Origin of the sequence: Halococcus morrhuae DSM 1307 (assembly GCF_000336695.1) — an archaeon.
Taxonomy (GTDB): Archaea; Halobacteriota; Halobacteria; order Halobacteriales; family Halococcaceae; genus Halococcus; species Halococcus morrhuae.
Genome location: NZ_AOMC01000091.1, coordinates 90,146 through 109,258, shown reverse-complemented (window position 1 = coordinate 109,258; position 19,113 = coordinate 90,146). Strand labels below are relative to the sequence as shown.

The 19,113-nt window shown below is 66.0% G+C and carries 14 protein-coding genes; 7 read left to right on the top strand and 7 right to left on the bottom strand.

Annotated features, from left to right (window positions below; all coding sequences use genetic code 11):
* The first annotated feature begins 57 nt into the window (after positions 1 to 57).
* Genes hutU through hutH form a run of 4 tightly spaced genes read left to right on the top strand, consistent with a single transcriptional unit; the run spans position 58 to position 5,517 of the window.
* Positions 58 to 1,794: a urocanate hydratase gene (hutU, locus tag C448_RS06500; protein ID WP_004052969.1), complete on the top strand. Its 1,737-nt coding sequence runs from the start codon at positions 58 to 60 to the stop codon at positions 1,792 to 1,794.
* Positions 1,791 to 2,711 carry a formimidoylglutamase gene (hutG, locus tag C448_RS06495; protein ID WP_004052967.1) on the top strand — a complete coding sequence of 307 codons (921 nt, stop codon included), beginning with the start codon at positions 1,791 to 1,793 and terminating at the stop codon, positions 2,709 to 2,711. The genes hutU and hutG overlap by 4 nt, the downstream gene beginning before the upstream one ends.
* Positions 2,708 to 3,940: an imidazolonepropionase gene (gene hutI / locus C448_RS06490; RefSeq protein WP_004052965.1), complete on the top strand. Its 1,233-nt coding sequence runs from the start codon at positions 2,708 to 2,710 to the stop codon at positions 3,938 to 3,940. Before hutG ends, hutI begins: the two co-directional genes overlap by 4 nt.
* Complete coding sequence (gene hutH / locus C448_RS06485; RefSeq protein ID WP_004052963.1) at positions 3,937 to 5,517, top strand: histidine ammonia-lyase; 1,581 nt, start codon at positions 3,937 to 3,939, stop codon at positions 5,515 to 5,517. The genes hutI and hutH overlap by 4 nt, the downstream gene beginning before the upstream one ends.
* Before the next feature lie 79 nt (positions 5,518 to 5,596).
* On the opposite strand, the gene C448_RS06480 is transcribed toward hutH, so the two are convergent.
* Positions 5,597 to 6,409: a hypothetical protein gene (locus tag C448_RS06480; RefSeq protein ID WP_004052961.1), complete on the bottom strand. Its 813-nt coding sequence runs from the start codon at positions 6,407 to 6,409 to the stop codon at positions 5,597 to 5,599.
* 77 nt (positions 6,410 to 6,486) lie between these two features.
* Positions 6,487 to 7,401 (bottom strand): acetamidase/formamidase family protein, encoded by a 915-nt coding sequence (locus tag C448_RS06475; protein WP_004052959.1) that lies wholly within the window; start codon positions 7,399 to 7,401, stop codon positions 6,487 to 6,489.
* Between the two features lie 138 nt (positions 7,402 to 7,539).
* On the opposite strand from C448_RS06475, the gene C448_RS06470 reads away from it, so the two are divergent.
* Positions 7,540 to 9,009, top strand: coding sequence for an amidohydrolase family protein (locus tag C448_RS06470; RefSeq protein ID WP_004052957.1), 1,470 nt, complete (start codon positions 7,540 to 7,542; stop codon positions 9,007 to 9,009).
* 345 nt (positions 9,010 to 9,354) lie between these two features.
* A complete protein-coding gene (locus C448_RS06465) occupies positions 9,355 to 10,734 on the top strand; it encodes a uracil-xanthine permease family protein (protein ID WP_004052951.1) in 1,380 nt (459 codons plus the stop codon).
* 68 nt (positions 10,735 to 10,802) lie between these two features.
* On the opposite strand, the gene C448_RS06460 is transcribed toward C448_RS06465, so the two are convergent.
* From C448_RS06460 to glpA, 5 genes are all read right to left on the bottom strand, one after another.
* Entirely contained in the window at positions 10,803 to 11,714 is a 912-nt protein-coding gene (locus C448_RS06460; RefSeq protein WP_004052950.1) for a DUF7551 domain-containing protein, read from the bottom strand.
* Positions 11,715 to 11,826: 112 nt separating this feature from the next.
* Entirely contained in the window at positions 11,827 to 13,002 is a 1,176-nt protein-coding gene (locus C448_RS06455) for an ABC transporter substrate-binding protein (RefSeq protein WP_004052949.1), read from the bottom strand.
* A gap of 95 nt (positions 13,003 to 13,097) precedes the next feature.
* Complete coding sequence (locus tag C448_RS06450; RefSeq protein WP_004052946.1) at positions 13,098 to 14,459, bottom strand: anaerobic glycerol-3-phosphate dehydrogenase subunit C; 1,362 nt, start codon at positions 14,457 to 14,459, stop codon at positions 13,098 to 13,100.
* 5 nt (positions 14,460 to 14,464) lie between these two features.
* A complete protein-coding gene (gene glpB, locus C448_RS06445) occupies positions 14,465 to 15,742 on the bottom strand; it encodes a glycerol-3-phosphate dehydrogenase subunit GlpB (RefSeq protein WP_049916118.1) in 1,278 nt (425 codons plus the stop codon).
* Entirely contained in the window at positions 15,732 to 17,483 is a 1,752-nt protein-coding gene (gene glpA, locus C448_RS06440) for an anaerobic glycerol-3-phosphate dehydrogenase subunit GlpA (RefSeq protein ID WP_004052942.1), read from the bottom strand. The genes glpB and glpA overlap by 11 nt, the downstream gene beginning before the upstream one ends.
* Before the next feature lie 271 nt (positions 17,484 to 17,754).
* Here glpA and C448_RS06435 point away from each other — a divergent pair, with 271 nt between their 5' ends.
* Entirely contained in the window at positions 17,755 to 18,984 is a 1,230-nt protein-coding gene (locus C448_RS06435; RefSeq protein ID WP_004052935.1) for a Cdc6/Cdc18 family protein, read from the top strand.
* Positions 18,985 to 19,113: the final 129 nt, after the last annotated feature.

Sequence of the window (19,113 nt, the reverse complement as noted above, 5' to 3'; positions counted from 1 at the left end):
AATCAACCACCGCTTGGAGGCCAAACCGTCTCGTGACTCGTTCGCATAGTTTGGACGATGAGCGAACAAGAACCTGCACCGGACGAGACCGGCATCGGCGAGCCGTCGGCGCAGTGGCGCGAGTACCAGGGTGCGCCCACGGGCACCGACATCGAGTGCGAGGGCTGGCGGCAGGAAGCGGCCCTTCGGATGCTCAACAACAACCTCGATCCCGAGGTAGCGGAAAAACCCGAGGATCTGGTCGTCTACGGCGGGACCGGCAGGGCAGCCCGGAGCTGGGACGCCTACGACGCGATCCTCGACGAGCTGCGCGAACTCGGTGCTGAAGAAACGCTGCTCGTTCAGTCGGGCAAACCCGTTGGACGATTTCCGACTCACGAACGCGCACCCCGGGTGCTGATCGCGAACTCGAACCTCGTCGGAAAGTGGGACAGTTGGGAACACTTCCACGAACTCGAAGCCGAGGGGAAGATCATGTACGGCCAGATGACTGCCGGCTCGTGGGCGTACATCGGCACCCAGGGAATCCTCCAGGGTACCTACGAGACCCTGGCCGAACTCGGTCGACAGGAGTACGATAGTGATCTCGAAGGCAAGATCGTCGCCACCGGCGGTTTGGGTGGAATGAGCGGCGCACAGCCGCTCGCAGTCACGATGAACAGGGGCGTCTGTATCGCTGCCGAGGTTGACGCCCATCGGATCGAGCGCCGCCTCGACACCGACTACCTGATGGAACGCGCCGAGGATCTCGACGAAGCGCTCGACAAGGCCGAAGCGGCGGCCGACGCTGGCGAACCGTACAGCGTCGCGGTCGAGATGAACGTCGCGGACATGCTCGAAACGATGGCCGAACGCGATTTCGTTCCCGACATCGTGACCGATCAGACGAGTTCACACGACGAACTCGAAGGCTACTACCCGAGCGGTTACACGGTCGACGAAGCTGACGATCTTCGAGAAGAAAATCCGGAACGCTACGTCGAGGAGAGTCTCGATACGATGGAACGGCACGTCGACGCCATCCTCGACCTCCAGGAGCGCGGCGCGGTCGCCTTCGAGTACGGCAACAATCTCCGTGGCCAGGTCGAGGACTATCGCGGGCGTGAGGATGCGTTCGACTTCCCTGGATTCGTGCCGGCGTACATTCGCCCGATGTTCTGTCGCGGTCGCGGCCCGTTCCGCTGGGCGGCGCTGTCGGGCGATCCCGCCGACATCCACCGTACCGACGAGGCGGTCACGGAGCTGTTCCCCGAGAACGACTCGCTCAACCGCTGGATCGAGCTCGCACAGGAGCAGGTCTCGTTTCAGGGACTTCCCTCGCGGGTCTGCTGGCTCGGATATCGGACCGATGACGATGGCATCACCGAACGCGCACGCTTCGCGCTCCGGATCAACGAGCTGGTCGCCGACGGCGAGATCAGCGCGCCGATCGTCGTCACGCGCGATCACCTCGACGCGGGCAGCGTCGCCAGCCCGCACCGCGAGACCGAGGCCATGAAGGACGGCACCGACGCGGTCGCCGACTGGCCGATCCTCAATGCCCTCCTGAACTGCGCGGCGGGTGCGGACATCGTGAGCGTCCACGACGGCGGCGGCGTCGGCATCGGCAACGCGCTCCACACGAACAACCACGTCGTGCTCGATGGCTCGGAGCTCGCCGCCGAGAAGGCCCGCCGCGTGTTCACGACCGATCCAGGAATGGGCGTGATCCGCCACGCCGACGCGGGCTACGAGGACGCCATCGACGAGGCCGACCAGTCCGACGTGCCCGTGCCGATGCGGGATCGGCGATGAGCCTGCGCGAACCGCCGGCTTGGGACGGCCCCTCCGCCGACCCCAACGACGAGCAGTTCGGTGACATCGTCGAGCCAACGAACCTCGACGACATGGATGGGTTCGATGCCGTTCTGGTCGGCGAGCCGTACGACAGCGCAGTGATTGGCCGACGTGGCGCACGCGAGGGACCCGGAGCGCTCCGCGAGGCGCTCGCCGGAGTCAAAACCCACCGCTTCGACGCGGGATCCGTCCAATCGATCGGCGATCTCGGCGACGTCGAGGCTCTGGATGGCGACGTCAGCGCGGTCCAGGAATCGGTCTGCGAGATGACTCGTGAAATTCACGCGAGCGACGCGCTGCCGATCTTCATCGGTGGCGACAACTCGCTCACGTACCCGAACGCTGCGCCGCTGCTCTCGGACTCGCTTGGCATCATCAACTTCGACGCCCACCTCGACTGTCGGGAAGTCCATGGCGAACCGACGAGCGGATCGCCCTACCGGCAGCTTCACGAGGCGGGGCTTGATGCCTACGCCTGCGTCGGCGCGCGCCACTTCGAGACATCGACGGCGTATGCCGAGTATGTGGACGAACAGGGTGGCGAGATCGTCACAAGCGAGGCCGTCGGCAACGATGTCGAGAGTGCTGCCGAGCGCGCACTCGATGCGATGGCCGGGGTCGATACAGTCTACGTCAGCGTCGATCTCGACGTGCTCGACGCGACGGCCGCACCGGGCGTGAGCGCACCCACACCCGGTGGACTCACGACGCGCGAACTGTTCCGCCTGCTCAGAGCAACTGCGGCCGACGACCGTGTAGCGGGCTTCGAGGTCGTCGAGTGTGCGCCACCGCTCGATTCTGAAAATCTGACCGCTGCTGCGGGTGCACGGGCGATCGCTCACTTTCTCAGTGCGTACGACGGAGATTCATCATGACTGAACTCACGACAGTAATTCACGACGCGAGCGAGATCGTCGTCGGACCGGGAACGGACGCACCGCTCGAACGGTACGAGAACGCCGCCATCGCTGTCACTGACGGCCGTGTGGCCGCGATCGGCCCGACCGAGGAGATCACCGACGAGTATCCCGCGGAGAACGCCACGCACGCGATCGATGCGAGTGGGCGGAGCGTAATTCCGGGATTCGTCGATTCACACACGCACGGCCTGTTCGCGGGCGATCGTTCGGACGAGTTCGCGGCGAAACTCGGCGGCGAGCAGTACCAGGAGATCCTCGCCGAGGGTGGCGGCATTCTCAGAACCGTGAATGCCGTTCGCGAGGCGAGCGACGACGAACTCCTCGCGAACCTGCTCCCGCATCTCGACACGATGTGCGCCCACGGGACCACGACCGTCGAGATCAAATCCGGCTACGGGCTCGATACCGAGACCGAACTGCGGATGCTTGACGTGATCCAGCGCGCCGACGAACAGCATCCGATCGATGTCGTGGCGACGTTCATGGGTGCCCATGCCGTGCCCGAGGACGAGGATGCCGAATCGTACACCGACCGGGTGATCGACGAGCAGCTCCCTGCGGTCGCCGAGCAGGGGATCGCCGAGTTCTGCGACGTCTTCTGCGAGGAGGACGTCTTCTCGGTAGAGCAGTCTCGCCGAGTGCTCGAAGCGGGAATGGAACACGGACTCACGCCCAAGGTCCACGCCGAGGAGTTCGTTCGATTGGGTGGGGCACAGCTCGCGGCCGAGCTGGGTGCGACGAGCGCCGATCACCTTCTTCACGCGAACGCGGACGACCGCGCGGCGCTCGCCGAGGCGGGCGTCACGCCGGTCCTTCTCCCTGGAACCGCGTTCTCGCTCGGCGCGGATTACGCGGATGCGCGGGCGTTTCTTGACGACGGCGGATCGGTCGCCGTCGCCACCGATTTCAACCCGAACTGTCACTCACAGAGCATGGGCTTCGCGATCGCGCTCGCCTGCGTCGGGATGGAGATGACGCCCGCCGAGGCGCTCGTCGCCGGCACGCACGGCGGCGCACGCGCGCTCGATCGTGCGGGCGAGGCAGGTACGCTCCGCGAGGGAATGCTTGCCGACGTGGCGATCGTCGACGCGCCCTCGCACATTCACGTCCCCTACAACTTCGGTGTGAACACCATCGAAACGGTACTCAAGGATGGCGAGCCGGTCCACGGAGGGCAGCGATGAGCGATCATGGATCGGTCGTGCTCGACGGTGAATCGCTCACGCCGGAGGACGTCGCCGCGGTCGCCCGCCACGATCGCCCGGTGGCCATCGCCGATTCCGCGCGCGAGGCCGTTCGGGAATCCAGGGCTCGCGTCGAGGAAGTGCTCGACAGCGACGAGACGGTCTATGGGCTGAACACCGGGTTCGGCCAGCTCGTGACCGAACACATCCCCGAAGGTGATCGCGAGCAACTCCAGACCAACCTGATTCGGAGCCACGCCTCGGGCGTGGGCCGCGAACTCGAACGCGAGGAGGTGCGCGCGATGCTGCTCACTCGGATCAACGCGCTCGTGAAGGGCTATTCTGGCATCCGTGAGCTCGTCGTCGACCACCTCCTGACGATGCTCAATCGGGGAATCCATCCGATCGTCAAATCCCGCGGCAGCCTCGGCGCGAGCGGCGACCTTGCGCCGCTGGCCCACCAGGCGCTCGTGTTGCTCGGCGAGGGGACTGCCGAGGTGGACGGCGAGCGCCTCGACGGCGAGGCGGCGCTCGCGCGGGCCGGCCTCGAACCGCTCTCGCTCAGGGCGAAGGAGGGGTTGGCGCTCATCAACGGCACGCAGCTCACGGTGGGGCTAGGTGCGCTCTGTGTCGTTGACGCCGAGCGCGCGCTTCGCGGTGCTGATGTGGCGGGCGCGCTCACGACTGAGGTCTCGATGGGGACGACCGCCGCCTGCGATCCGGCGATCCAAGACGTGCGCCCGCACGCGGGACAGGCGACAAGCGCGCGCAACGTGCGAACCCTCACGGCGGGATCCGAGATCGTCGAATCACACCGCAACTGCGATCGCGTCCAGGACGCCTACTCGATCCGCTGTCTCCCGCAGGTCCACGGCGCGGCGCGCGACGCGATCGCCCACCTGCGCGAGGCAGTCGAGATCGAACTGAACAGCGCGACCGACAACCCGCTCGTCTTCCCCGGCAGCGCCGTCGACGACCGAGCGAGCGGCACCGAGAACGTGGGCGTGCTCTCGGGCGGCAACTTCCACGGCGCACCGCTCGCGCTCAGGTTAGATTACGCCACGAACGCACTCGCCGATCTCGCTGCTATCGCCGAACGCCGTGTCGATCGGCTTCTCAACCCCAATCTCCAGGAGGAGCATCTCCCACCGTTCCTCACGCCCGAGAGCGGCGTGGGCTCGGGCTACATGATCGCCCAGTACAGCGCCGCCGCGCTCGTCAACGAGAACCGATCGTTGGGGTCGCCCTCGACGGACAACACGCCCGTGAGCGGCGGGCAGGAAGACCACGTGAGCATGAGCACTCAGAGCGCACTCAACGCCCGCACCGCCGTCGAAAACGCGCTGACGGTGGTGGGGATCGAACTGCTCTGTGGCGCGCAGGCGATGGAGTTCGTCGACGACGGGCTCGAACCCGGCAGCGCCACCGGTGCGGCCTACGACGCGCTCCGCGAACACGTCCCGCCGCTCGACGCGGATCGACCGCTCCACGGCGACATCGAGATCGCGACGGAACTGGTGGCCACCGGTCGGCTCGACGAAATCGTCGAGCGCGCGTGCGACGAACCGATCGCGTAGCGCGACTGCACATGGGGGAGGGGACGGTGGCCGTTTCGCTATCGGGTTGATCGATCCCCGAATCCGACGGTCGCAGCGCTCAGTCGTTGTACCGAGCGACCAGCGCCAGGATCGCGAACACGACGAGCAACAGCGTGCCGGCGATGGTGAACAGGCTGATCGATCCAAGCCAGTCGAGTATCCCTCCGCTCTCGCCCTGTGGCTGTGTGGTCGCGTTCGCCGCCTCGGATGCGGTCGGCGATGCCGTCGGCGTTGCGGATGGCGTTGCCGTGGTCGTCGAGGGTGTATCCGGCGTCGGTGTCGCCGTCGACGTTGCTGTCGGTGTCGCGGTGGCTGTGGGCGTCGCCGTCGGCGTCGCGGTAGCCGTCGGTGTCGGTGTGGATGTCGGCGTCCGCGTTGGCGTCGCCGTCGACGAGGCAGTCGTCGGCGGTGCGGACTGTGGGAACGTCGCGGGGTCGACCGGCGTACCGTTGACGGAGACCTCCGCGGGCCCGCCGGAGACGTTCAGCGCGGTGATCCGACCGCGAAACGTGAAGTTATCGACGCCGTTGAGCGCCGTCGAGCCGGATGCCGTCGCTCCGTTGATCGTATCGGGCTGGTCCGCACCCGTGAGATCGGCTCCCGGGCCCGGCTCGATGCTGCCGCTGACCGAGATCGTATAGAAGACGCGCTCCTCGCCCGTGCTTCGGATGGTCACGGTGTTCGGCGTCGACTGTTGAATCTGTTGCTGTGTGGGTACGTCGGCAGCCGCTGCTGAGCCACCGCTGGCTGCCGCCGGACCGCCGCTGGCCGCTGCGAGACCAGCGCCGAGGAGACACAGAGCGACGACGCTGACGCAACCGACCCGCCACCACGACCGATCATCCCGCCGTTCGGCTTGCTGCTCTTGCATGGCGATGTTCAGTGCTTGCGTCGACCGTCGCGCGTGGCGTTCATCACCCTAGCGATTCGGGATCGGGAGTGCGGACGCTACGCAGCGCCGAACGGATCGTCGAGATACTCCTTCGGAACGGCGTTTCGCACCGTGACGAGCGGATCGACGACCTGGCTGATCTCCAGCCCACCGACGAGGCTGGAGAACAGATACGCTTCGGTCGTCTCCCAGTCGTGCGTGGCTTCGAGCAACGCCATCAGATCACGGTTGGCGAGCGTCGCGGCGATCTCCATCGTTTCGGCGCTCGCGATCGTCTTCCACGCCGAATCGGTTTCGACCAGCGGTCGGTCGAGCGAGACGGTCGGATCGGACACCACGTCGAGGGTGACGTCGATCTCGGTCCCGATCTCGACGCCGGTGCCGCACATCTCTCCGTCGGCCATCGCGGCCTTCGCGTCGCCCATCGCGAGCATCGCACCGTCCTGGAAGACCGGGAAGTACGCCGTCGTGCCGGCGGTCATATCCGTCGTGTCGAGATTCCCACCGTGATCGTGCGGGACGAGTGTCGAATAGGAATCGGTGGCCGGTGCGACCCCGATCGTTCCGATGACCGGCTGGATCGGGACGGAAACGTCCCCGAACTCGACGGAGTCCCCATCGATGGGCGTCATGCGCGTGAACGGGTGTTCGATGTCGGCTGCGTCCTGCTGGAGGCCGAACGCCGGTGCGGTGACGACGCGGCCGCGATCCTCGGTGACGCGGATCGCCTCGATGTCGACCCGGAGGACGTCGCCCGGTGTGGCTCCCGCCACGGCGATGGGGCCGGTCGCGGCGTTGACTTCGTCCGGGATCGACTGCAATCGGTCGGTATCCTTCTGGATCGCCCCTTCGAGACTGTCGACCGTCTCGACGGTCAGCGATTCGCCGTCCGCAGCGGTGTCGGCCGGTTCGAGCGCCGGCGTGAACTCGTAGATGCGGTCATCCGTGTACGATACGGTCGTTCGTGACATTACTGAATGGTTCGAGGGGGACGAGCAAAAAACCACCTGCCGGTACGTTGCTCACGTCGGTCGGCCCGCATGGATCCGACAGAACTGAGGGATGATAGCGGAGGACACGTTTATATCGTCGGTGATTGACCGAAGGGCATGGTCGAGCTGCTCGTCGAAAACGGTCGCATCGTGACGATGAACCCGGCGCGCGACGTCATCGACGACGGCGCAATCGCCATCGACGGCGGAGAGATCGTCGCTGTCGGATCGATGGCAAATGTCACCGATCAGTACGATGGCGATCGGATCGTCGATGCGAGCGGTCACGCCGTCCTCCCTGGGTTCATCGATCCGCATACGCACGTCGCGGACATCCTCGCTCGTGGCGGCGTGAGCAACGAGCGGGCGCTGTACGACTGGCTGTTCAACGTCAAAAAGCCAGCAATTTACGCCATGACGCCCGACGATCACGCCGTCGCGTCGGCGCTGTTCGCCACCGAGGTGCTCCGTGCGGGGATCACGACCTTCGTCGAGTTCCCGGAGGTGTTCCTCATGTGGGACGACGAGTCCGAGGCCATTCTCGAAGCGAAACTGAACGAGTATGACGCCGCGGGCATCCGAAATATCTACGCGCAGGCGTTTCGCGACAACGACGACCTCCCGCGAACCCTGACCGAGTTCGTCGATCGCGTCACGCGCAAGGAGCCGGCCGTCGAGCACGTTCCGACGGACGCCTCGTTGAGCGGAACCGACGCCGCCCTCGAACGGGTCGGCGACGTCTTCGATCGATACCACGATCCGTCGCCGGATAGCCGACAGCAGGTCTGGATCGCGCCCGAGAACGTCGTGACGGCGACGGACGACGGGCTGACTGCGGCCGCCGAGTTCGCCGCGCAACGGGAGACGATGACGACGACCCACGCCTCGGAGACAGTTCACGAGGAACACGGTGAGATGAGCCACGTGGAGTATCTCGACGCCGTCGACTATCTCGGCGAGCGCACGGTTTTGGCTCACTGCGTGCACGTCGACGAGCATGATATCCGTCTGTGTGCGGCGACCGACACGAAGATCGTCCACAACCCGCTCACGAACCTGGTGCTCGGCTCCGGCATCGCACCGGTCCCCACGATGACCAACTACGGGGTCACGGTCGGTCTCGGCACCGACAACCCGAGCGGCAACGACACGATCAACCCGCTCTCGGACATGCAGTACGCCGCCCTCATCCACCGGGCTGACCGCCGGGATGCGGGAGCCGTCACCGCCGAGAAGGTCCTGGAGATGGCCACCATCGACGGGGCGCGCACCATCGGCCGGGCGGACGAACTCGGCTCGATCGAAACGGGCAAGCGCGCCGATCTGGCGCTCGTCGATCTCGACTACCCGCAGCTGACGCCGATCCGCAACATCGCGTCGACGCTGGTCTTTCAGACACACGGCCACGAGATCGATACGGTGATCTGTGAGGGCGAGATCGTGCTGGAGAACGGAACGGTGCCCGGCATCGAGGAGCGCTATCCCGATCTACTCGTAGAAGCGCAAACACGCGCCGACGACGTACGCTCCCGTGCGGGCCTGGATTCGGTGGCCGATCGTGAGTGGACCAGCCGCTCGGCCAACTGACTCGCTCCATCGCCGGGTTATCCCGGGTCGGGATCCGAACGTTCCTCGGAGCCGATAGCCGCCGCCAAACGGAACGGACGACTATACTGTCGGACGGAAGTACGTGACGTTCGAATTGCGAAAATCCATTGTAACGAGCGACAGTTCGCCTCACGGTTTCCGATCAGTTCCGTCCGACAGTATATCGACGCTGCTCTCACGGATCCGTGTACGCGACGGAACTCATTACGAGCGCATACCCGATCGAGGATTAATAATAATCGTATATAAATATGCAGTAATACGAGGTCTGTTTCTCAAACGAACATATATTTTACCACACCTGTACTTGCGTAACGTGGTATCATGTCACAGGAATCTGCGGATCACATACAGTACGACTTGGACGACAAACCACCGCTTCCGGAGGCGCTCCCGCTCGGTCTCCAGCACGTGTTCGCGATGTTCCTCGGGAACGTCGCACCACCGCTGATCATCGCGGGTGCCGTCGGGCTCGCGACCGGCAGAACCACGTTCCTGGTCCAGATGGCGCTGCTCGTCGCGGGCGTGGCGACGCTCGTCCAGGTGTTCACCGTCGGTCCCGTCGGCTCGAACCTCCCCGTGATGATGGGGACGAGCTTCGCGTTCGTCGGCCCGCTCGTCGCCATCAGCACGCAGTTCGGCTTACCGGCGGTGTTCGGTGCCTGTCTCGTCGGCGCGTTCGTCGAGATCGGCATCGGTTTCTCGTACGACTACATCGACCGGTTCTTCCCGCCGCTGGTGAGCGGGATCGTCGTCATGCTGATCGGGCTGACGCTCATCCCGGTCGGGATGGACTACGCCGCCGGCGGTGCGGGCGCGGAGAACTACGGCTCGCTGATGAACATCGGGCTCGCCTCGCTCGTGTTCTTCGTCACGCTCGGGCTGAACCAGTTCTTCACCGGCTTCCTCCGGATCACGAGCGTGTTCCTCGGCATTCTCGTCGGCTACATTGCCGCCATCATGCTCGGCGTCGCCGACTTCTCGGCGGTCGCACAGGCCGGCTGGATCGCGATCCCGACGCCGCTGGAGTTCGGCATCGCCTTCGAGCCGAGCGCCATCATCACGATCGCCTTCCTCTACGCCGTCACCGCGGTCGAGACGATCGGCGATATGACCGGGATCGTCGCCGCGGCGAACCGCGAGCCGACGCGCGACGAGATCCGCGGCGGACTGTTCGCCGACGGTATCATGAGCGCGATCGCGGCGATCTTCAGCGCCTTCCCGAACACGTCGTTCTCGCAGAACGTCGGCGTCATCAACTTCACGGGCGTTCTCAGCCGGTACGTCGTCGCCATCGGCGGCGGACTGCTGATCGTCGCCGGCTTCGTCCCGAAGGTCGCCGCGCTCGTCACCGCGATGCCCGACGCCGTGCTCGGCGGCGGCGCGCTCATCCTGTTCTCGACGATCTTCTCGAGCGGCGTCAGCATCATCGACCGCGATGTCGACCTCAACCACCGGAACACGACTATTCTGGCGGTCTCGGTCGCGCTCGGGCTGGCCGTCGAGTTCCGGCCGGACGCCATCGCGAGCTTCCCCGAACTGTTCCAGACGGTGCTCGGCTCGGGGCTCATCATGGGTGGGATCAGCGCGCTCCTGCTCAACATCGTCATTCCCGGATCGAGCGGTGCGGACATCGAACCCGAACCGCCCGCCGACGCCGAACCGTCCATCTCGGGTGACGGTGGCGTCGTGGACGAAGACTGAGATCCACAGCGCACGAAACTGACCCTCCCGTCCCGATTTCCGAACGCGATTTTTTGCTGGCCAGTCGATCAGCGGTCAGCAACGATCGGCGCGCCCACCACCCCGATCGGATCGGTTTCGCGTGCGGGCGCGAACCGGATGCGCCAGCCGTCGTCGATGGCCTCCACTCGAACCGGTGCCGGCAGCCACTCGGAACGACGACGGGAGAGTTCGACGACCAGCGGGAGCGTCGGGAGCCGCCCGTCGTGTGGCGTCAGCGCGTACTCCGACAGCTCCACCACGACCGACCGCACGCCGTCATCGGGTTCGATCGCGCCCGACGAACGAGCCGAACCACGGAGCACGCCGCGGTCACGGAGATACGCAAGCGTCGCCGCGACCGGCTCCCCGTCGGTCGATCGGATGGGCGAAGAGAGACGACGCGCGGCAGCCGAGAGGACGTCACGCTGAGCCGTCGGATCGAGTCGCGTGTCGAGTTCGACGGCCATCCCTTCGAGCAGGCAGAGACAGAGATCGTCGGGTTCGGAGATGGACTCGGCGAGATCGAAATAGCGATCCATGACGGCCGTTTCGACGGCGTCGTAGCCCGCTTCGGAGAGCGTCTCGAAGACGGCAGCGGCGGTACGATGGCAGAACTCGACGAGTTCGTGGCGCTCGATCCGTCCTGCAATATCGGGCTCGACGCGGTTGCTTCGATCCGACGAGCGCCGATCCGACGGGCCGCCCCCGTCGTATCGCGGCGCGTTTTGCTGGACGATCACGTCGTGATAGGGAAGTCGGGGATCGTACCGGCGGAGCGCGGCCCGATACTGCTCGGCGGCCTGTGCGGCCGCGCGGGCTGTGGCCCGGTTCGGGAATCGGAGCTCGGCGGCTGGAACGGGTCGATCGCCGTATCGGCTACAGACGAGGGTGTACTCGCCGTCATCGCTGGCGAGCGATTCGATGTGATCGCGGATGTCGCCGAGCGTCGTCCCGATCATGATCCGCTCTACCCCCGCTCCTCAGTTGGCGGCCCAACCGTGCTGTTCCGGCACGAAACGGTCGACGGACGATCGACGGAGTAGTTCGCACGGTCGAACGGCGTGTTCCGGCTCACGGCGAGACGCTCCCCGCGACGATGTCGGCGACGCGCTGGCGATCGAATAATTGTTCGTCCCGATCGAACTCGTCGGGATAGAGCTGCCACGCGCCGCGCTCGGTCCACGCGAGGTTGATGATCGGCCCCTGATAGATGCCGGCACCGCGGTGAACGGCGTCGTTCTCGACGGCGGTCAGCTGGCTCGCCACGTCGTGGTTCTCCATGAACGAGACGAGCGTGTCCTGGAATTCCTCGCGGGACATGCGCTCGAAGCGACCGCGGCCGTCCCACATGAGCAGGACGTCCGGATCGGCCTCGACCAGCGTCTCGTAGTCGATCGTCCCGCCGGAGACGTAGTAGTCCTTTATTCCAGCTTCTTCGAGGGCGCTCGTGGCACCGAGATCGCGCCACTGTTTGTACGACGTTCCCTCGTTGATCGGGTAGGGATAGAACTCCTCGGGCTCGTTCGAGGAAACGAGGAGGATCGCCACGGAGGGGCGCTCGGATTCCGGCGGGAGGCGGTCTTGCACCCGACCGATGAACTCGTCATGGAGCTGCTCGAACGCGCGATAGCGCTGCTCCGCGCCGAAGACTTGCGCGAGCTTCTCGAACGCCTCGTAGAGGGAGTAGTACCGATGGTCGTGCCACTGGAACGCGCGAGAGTAGCTGCTGTTGCCGAACACGGGGCCGACGTTCTCGCGGATTTCGTCGAGATCGGCCTGCTTCCATTTCGATCGGCTCAGCACGAAGACGGGATCGAACACGTGGACGTCGGCACCGAGCTCGTAGAACCGCTCCTTGCTGAGCGACTTGCCCCACAGCTCGTCGAGGTCCTTCCAGTGCACGTCGATGCCCGGGACGTCGTCGTAGACGTGCGTGTGATACCGGTTGGGTCGCCAGAGCCCCTTCGGCGGTTCCCGGCCGAGCGCGATCCCCATGTCCGCCCAGCTGCCGTTGTTCGCGATCCACGTCTCCGGGATGCTCTCGAACTCGACGTCGCCCACCGGTGCCATCGTCACCGAGTGCGATCTCCCCGATCCTGTCGTCGTCCCGCTGGAGCCGCTCGTCCCGTTGCCCGACTCGCCCTTTCCTGTGCAACCCGCGAGCAGTCCCCCGCCAACCGCCGCACCGCCGTATTTCAGACAGTCGCGTCGCGTCGGTACCCGGTGTGTCGTCGGCTCGGTGTCCATACGAGTTAGGCCAGCCTAAAACGATATATCGGTTTCGGTTTTTAGGCTTGCCGAAACAGTAGGAACGGTCGCTGGGATGGTCGACCGTATCGACGTTACGAGCCCGTGACCAGTGCCTCTTCGAGCAGTTCGAGCGGGTGGCGGATCTCGTAGCCGGTGCCGTGTTCCATCTGCATCGCGCAGGTCGGACACTCGGTCATCCCGGTCTCGCCGTCGGCGTGCTCCATATGCTCGAACATCTCCTCGCCGATCTCCATCGAGTAGTCGTACTTCTCCTCTTTCCAGCCGTAAGTCCCTGAAATCCCCGAACAGGAATCGCCGACGTCCTCGATGGCGACGCCGTCGAGATCCGAGAACAGTTCGACGGCCTGCGTGTCGAGCCCCTGATTGCGTGCGTGACACGGGGCGTGGTAGGCGAACTCGCTTCCCTCGACGGACGCTTCATCGAGTGCGCCCTCCAGATCCTCGTGCAGGCGGAGATACTCGACGCCCTCGTAGGTGTGGGCGGCGACGTCCTCGATGCCGTCGAGATCGAACAGTTCGGGGTACTCCTGGCCGAGCGCCATCGAACAGGAGGTACAGGAGGCGACGATCTCGGCTCCGTTCTCGATCGCTGCGGCGAGGTTCTTCACGTTGGTCTCGGCGTGGCGGCGCGCGTCGCCGAGCATCCCGTTGGCGAACATCGGCGTACCCGAGCACTTCTGTGGCGGAACGAGGATCTCGTAGCCGAACTCCTCGTACACTCTGACCATCGCCTTGCCGACCTCGGGCGTGTTGAAGTTCGAGTAACAGCCGTGGAAGTACGCCACCCGCTTGTCGGGATTCGAAACCTGCGCACCACCGCGGGCGGTCCACCACTCGCGGAAGGTGTGGTCGGCGAACGCCGGGAACTCGCGCTCGCTCGTCACGCCCATCGTCTTTGCCATCGCCCAGCGCGCCGGCCCGAAGTTCATGACGAAGTTCGCGACGCTCGGGGCGTAGGAGGCGAGCCACGCCGACGTGTGGTAGTTCGCGAGAATTCGATTCCTGAGTCGTTCGACGAGCCCGTCCTGGCCCTCACGGACGATTTCGAGCGCCTCGCGTGGACTGCCGTCGACGAGCGCCGACAGCGCCTCCCGGCCGAACCGCTGATTCTCGACGTACTCGCCGCGTGCGGTGTTGTGCATCTGGCTCAGCGGCACCGAGGAGGGACAGGCGTCGTCACAGCGCATACAGTTCGAACAGGAGGTGATCGAGTCGTCGATCTCGTGATCTTCCTTACGCTTGAGCCGCCACTGTTCGGGGCCCTGGAACTTCGGGCCGGGGAACTCGTCGTCGACCTCGGCGACCGGACAGGACGTATCACACGTCGAACACTTGTAACAGTCGTCCGCGCCCGGGCGGAGATCCATCTCGGTCGTCTCGAAGACGTCCACCGGTTCGAACTCGTCGGCGTCGTGGGTTGGTGCGTCGCTCATGTGTATCACTGGTTCGCCGCCGCGCCCGCCGCACGGCCGGCCGCGTGACCGGTCGCCAGCGAGATGCCGCTACCTGACTTCTCCGCCGCGAAATCCGCCCCGCCGAGAACGCCCCCGGCGGCACGGAGGTTGTCGTACTCCGCTCCTCCGTCCGCGTCGAGCGGTCGCAGATCGTCGTCGACGTCGACCCCGAAGCGCGCGAACGGGTGGTCGCCGAACGCCTCGTCGTCGAACCACTCGTAGCGGTCGTCGGGGTGGGGGACGTGACAGTCGAAGACCGGTTCGACGACCCCCTCGCGATCCGAGTCGATCCCCTTGCCGACCAGTCCACCGGTCGCGAGCACGAACTCGTCGGCGTGGAACGGTGTCGGTCGGCCGTTGCGGTCGGTCGACACGCTTTGGATCCGTCCGTCGCTCGCGTCGAACTCCGTGACGGGGTTGCCGGTCGTCCGTCGTACGCCCGCCTCGTCCAGCGCTTCCTGGAACAGCGCTTCGAGCCGGAGTCCGAGCAGGCTCGGCGGTCCCATCGGGACCTCGAACACGTCGATCCCGAGAGACGATTCGAGCGCTTCGCGGACTTCCTGAGACTCCCCCTCGCCGAGCACCGCCGGAAACCCGACCCGCTCCGCGTCCCCGAGATGGGATTCGAGAGTCCGCGCGAGCGCGCGCCGTACCGGCGTCGATCCGCTCGCGGTTTCGACGGTCTCGTCATCGTCGAGCGCGCGGGCGAAGCGCGTCACGCGCGAGTCGGCCCTGAAATCGCCGGGGAACGCGACGGTGACGCCGCGCGTCGTGCCTGGAACGCCGGCGGCAGCGAGGTGGTCGGCTGCGAGCGGCGCGTCGAAGGCGGTCAGCGAATCGAACCCCACGAGCAGCGTCTTCCGATCCCGACTCGCCAGCCCCGGGGCCACGCGCGCCGGGTAGCGCGCGGTCGGTTTCACGGTGCCGCCGTGGGTCGCCACGAGCGCGTTCGCGTCGGTGTGGGTTCCCCGGTAGGCGTCGCCTGTCACGTCGTCGAACAGGGATAGTCCGGCTCGCACGGCATCGTTCCCGACCCGCCGGTAGGGATGAGTTTTGGGGAGCGAGGAGAGTGCGTCGAACGGGTCGGCGACGAGTTCGCCGTCGGCGTAGCCCAAAATATCGACGAGCCCGCTCGCGTGCCGGAGCGTGCTCTTCTTGTGTGAAAGCAGTCGCACCCGTGCGCCCTCGTGGGCCGCTCGGAGCGCGGCCGTCATGCCGGCGAGCCCGCCGCCGATCACGCAGACCTCGTCCTCAATCGCCACGGTCGTCCTCCCCGTCGTCGATTCCGTCGCACGCACCAGCACGACCGCCATCGGCTGCCGCTTCCGGCGTGGGCGGGCCCGCATCGAAGCGGTCGTACTCGATTCCGTCATCCGATGCCGCCGGATCGCGATCCCGGTTCATCGTGGTCGCGTGGAGCGCGTGGTTGAGCATCGCCTGGGAGAGCTGTTCGCCCCAGAGCGCGTGGCGCTGGCCCTTCCAGCGCTCCTCGTACAGTTCGTCGAGGGCCGTTCTCGTCGTCGCCTCGTCGTATTCGGGATGGAGCAGTGCGGCGATCCGATGGGCACAGAACCCACCCTGACAGTTGCCCATCGAGGCACGAGTGCGGATGCGCGTCGCGTTCAGATCGGTGCCCGCGTCCGCGATGGCGTGGTCGAGTTCCGCGCGCGTGACCGCCTCGCAGGTGCAGACAACGGGGTTGGGATCGTCGGTTTTCAGCACCTCGTCGGCCTTGCTCCCCAGTCGTTCGGCGCTCCGGCGGCCGACCGGCGAGCGCAGCCCGAACTCCTCCATGTAGTCACGAAGCACCGAGAAATCCTCGCTGCCCGGGAGGGGTTGCTCGGCGGTGCGACAGTTCCCCTCGATGCCGAGTTTCTCACAGACGTGATCCGTGATCTGCTCGGCCATCAGCCGATAGGTGGTGAGTTTGCCGCCCACGATCGACGTCATCCCTTCCAGACTGTCGCGATCGGCGTGATCGAGCAGGAAGAACTGCCGTGTGATATCCGTCGGATCGGTCGTGCCGGTGTCAGGCGGTTCGTACAGCGGGCGCACGCCCCAGAAGGATCTGATCGTTCTGGCCTCGCTCAGGATCGGCACGAGCTCCGAGAGGGTGTCGATCATCATGTCGATCTCCCACTGCTCTTCGGGGTAGTCGTCGGGGTCCTCGACCTCCACATCCGTCGTCCCGAGAATGCAGGCCGTCTCGTGGGGGACGATGATGTCGGCGTCACCCTTCGGCCGACAGCGGTTGACGACCGTATCGACCTGTCGGGTGTTCATCACGGTCATCACGCCCTTCGACGGGCGGACCTCGACCTCGACGCCCGCCATCGCGCCCAGCTCCCCGGCCCACGCGCCGGTCGCGTTCACCACGTGATCGGCCTCGATGCGCTCGGTCGTGCCGGGTTCGTGGTGTGAGCGCTTGCCCGGGCCACTCTCGTGGCGCACCTCGACGCCCGTTACTTGGTCATCCTCAACGAGCACGTCCGTGACCTCGGCGTGGGTCTCGATGCGCGCGCCGTGCTTCTCGGCGTCGGCGGCGTTGGCAACACAGAGGCGAAAGGGGTCGATCGCGCCGTCGGGCACCCGGATCGCGCGCTCGACGTCACGAGTGAGATACGGTTCGATCTCCCGAGCTTCCTCGCCCGAGATCACTTCGGCCGGAATGTCACAGTCGCGACAGCCCGCGAGCTTCTCCTCGAAATACTCGTCGTCGTCCGCAGGCAGTTGGACGAACAGCCCGCCGGTCATCTCGACGCAGTGGCTCGCGATCTCGCGGAGGACGCGACTCTCCGCGATGCACTCGGCGGCGCTCTCCTGATCCGAGACCGCGTATCGCCCGCCGCTGTGGAGCAGCCCGTGCATCCGGCCCGTCGTCCCGTGGGTGAGATTGCCGCGCTCGACGAGCGTGGTGTCGACGCCACGCAGCGCGAGATCACGCGCGATACCACAGCCCGTCGAGCCGCCGCCGATGACGAGCGCCTCGGTTTCGGTTGCCATCTGTCCGTGTGTGCATGACGCTCCACATGCTTTATTTTATCGGTGGGGGGTTAGTGGCCGTAGATAACGGCTTTCCAAGGGGAATCGAGCGGTGAACGAGCCGAGCGATCGGTCCGATTCTCCCGATCGATCGCCGAGCCAGTTGCGGTGTTCGTCGCCGTTCGCACAAGGCTTATCACCGCATACAATGATTTACGGCCGAACACGTGTCAGTAGTAACAGACAGCAGACGGGAGAACGGGAGGGGGTCGGACGGCGAGGAACGGCGTCGATGGCGACGAGTTCGGTCGATCGGCGGTCGACGACCGAGCCGGTACGGTCGATAACCGTGGACCTCGCTGCTCGCATCCGACGGCGACGGGAATCGGTTGGGGAGACACGGGTCGTACTCGACTACCACGCGATCAGCCCCATCGCCCACGTCGACGAACCGACCAACCGGGGGACGGTGCTCGAACGGCTGCTCGACTACGTCGATCCGGTGTTCGACGGCCGCCTCCCGCCGAACGCCTACGTCTGGGGACCGTCCGGGAGCGGGAAATCGGCCGTCGTCACCGCGCTGCTCGACCAGCTCCGTCGCGTGGGAACGCGTTCCGGTTCGGTGATCCACACCTCGACTCGTGGCGGGACGAACGCGGCACCGGCGCTCGTCTACGTCGACACGCGCCACGCGAGCAGCGAGTTCGGCCTCTATCAGACGGTTCTCGACGGGATGCTCGACGAATCGGTGCCGAAACACGGCGTCGGGACGGACACGCTCCGCTCGCGGCTGGCCGAGACGCTTGCGGACGATCGCCGGCTGCTCGTCGTGTTCGATCACGTCGACGAACCCGGCACGCAGTCGCTCGCGTCGCTCGTCTCGGCGTTCGACGGGATGGCCGACTCGCTCTCCTGGCTCGCCATCGGCCATCGACCGCCGTCGGAGCTTTCGATCGACGGCCCGCCCGAGCGTATCGAGGTTCCGGGCTACCGCGACCTTGCACTGGTCGACATCCTGACGGCTCGCGCGTCGGCGGGGATGGCGCGGCGGGCCATCGAGCACGAACAGCTCCGTCGCATCGCCGTCTGGGCCGACGGGAACGCCCACGACGCGCTCTGTGTGCTGTTCGCGGCGGCCGACGAGGCGGCGATCGCGGGGGTTTCGGGCGTCCGCGAGCACGACCTCCACGTCGGCATGGACGCCCTCCCGCGGCCGGCGGTCTCGCTTGGGCGCGTGTTCGCGCTCTCGGTGAACCGCCAGCAGGTGCTGGCCCGACTCGTCGAGATCGACGACGATCAGCGTGCGTCGGTCGACGCCGCGGCCACCGCCGTCGCCGCCACACCGAGCGTGGAGCTCTCGAAGGGGACGGTGAAGCGGCTGCTCTACGAACTCGCCGAGATCGGGATCGTCGAACGGGTGAACGAGGAGCGCTCGGTCGGCGCTGGCCGATCGCCGAGCCGCCTCGAACCACGGTTCCCGACACGGGTCTTCGGCCGGCTTCACGGCCTCGCGAACGCGTAGCGAGCGGGACGGATCGCGCGTCGCTCCACGCCGAGAAGCTGACCGGCCGCCGAAACCACGGCCTGCGCAAGATTTATGTGAATAGAAGATACTGTTTACGGACGGATACATGGTAGTAGTAAAAACCGG

What these genes read in the sequence shown, in the direction of transcription:
- C448_RS06460 (WP_004052950.1), bottom strand. Translation starts at nt 11,714, where the DNA reads ATGATCGGGACGACGCTCGGCGACATCCGCGATCACATCGAATCGCTC.
- hutG (WP_004052967.1), top strand. Translation starts at nt 1,791, where the DNA reads ATGAGCCTGCGCGAACCGCCGGCTTGGGACGGCCCCTCCGCCGACCCC.
- C448_RS06435 (WP_004052935.1), top strand. Translation starts at nt 17,755, where the DNA reads ATGGCGACGAGTTCGGTCGATCGGCGGTCGACGACCGAGCCGGTACGG.
- hutU (WP_004052969.1), top strand. Translation starts at nt 58, where the DNA reads ATGAGCGAACAAGAACCTGCACCGGACGAGACCGGCATCGGCGAGCCG.
- C448_RS06465 (WP_004052951.1), top strand. Translation starts at nt 9,355, where the DNA reads ATGTCACAGGAATCTGCGGATCACATACAGTACGACTTGGACGACAAA.
- C448_RS06450 (WP_004052946.1), bottom strand. Translation starts at nt 14,459, where the DNA reads ATGAGCGACGCACCAACCCACGACGCCGACGAGTTCGAACCGGTGGAC.
- glpA (WP_004052942.1), bottom strand. Translation starts at nt 17,483, where the DNA reads ATGGCAACCGAAACCGAGGCGCTCGTCATCGGCGGCGGCTCGACGGGC.
- C448_RS06470 (WP_004052957.1), top strand. Translation starts at nt 7,540, where the DNA reads ATGGTCGAGCTGCTCGTCGAAAACGGTCGCATCGTGACGATGAACCCG.
- C448_RS06455 (WP_004052949.1), bottom strand. Translation starts at nt 13,002, where the DNA reads ATGGACACCGAGCCGACGACACACCGGGTACCGACGCGACGCGACTGT.
- C448_RS06480 (WP_004052961.1), bottom strand. Translation starts at nt 6,409, where the DNA reads ATGCAAGAGCAGCAAGCCGAACGGCGGGATGATCGGTCGTGGTGGCGG.
- hutH (WP_004052963.1), top strand. Translation starts at nt 3,937, where the DNA reads ATGAGCGATCATGGATCGGTCGTGCTCGACGGTGAATCGCTCACGCCG.
- hutI (WP_004052965.1), top strand. Translation starts at nt 2,708, where the DNA reads ATGACTGAACTCACGACAGTAATTCACGACGCGAGCGAGATCGTCGTC.
- C448_RS06475 (WP_004052959.1), bottom strand. Translation starts at nt 7,401, where the DNA reads ATGTCACGAACGACCGTATCGTACACGGATGACCGCATCTACGAGTTC.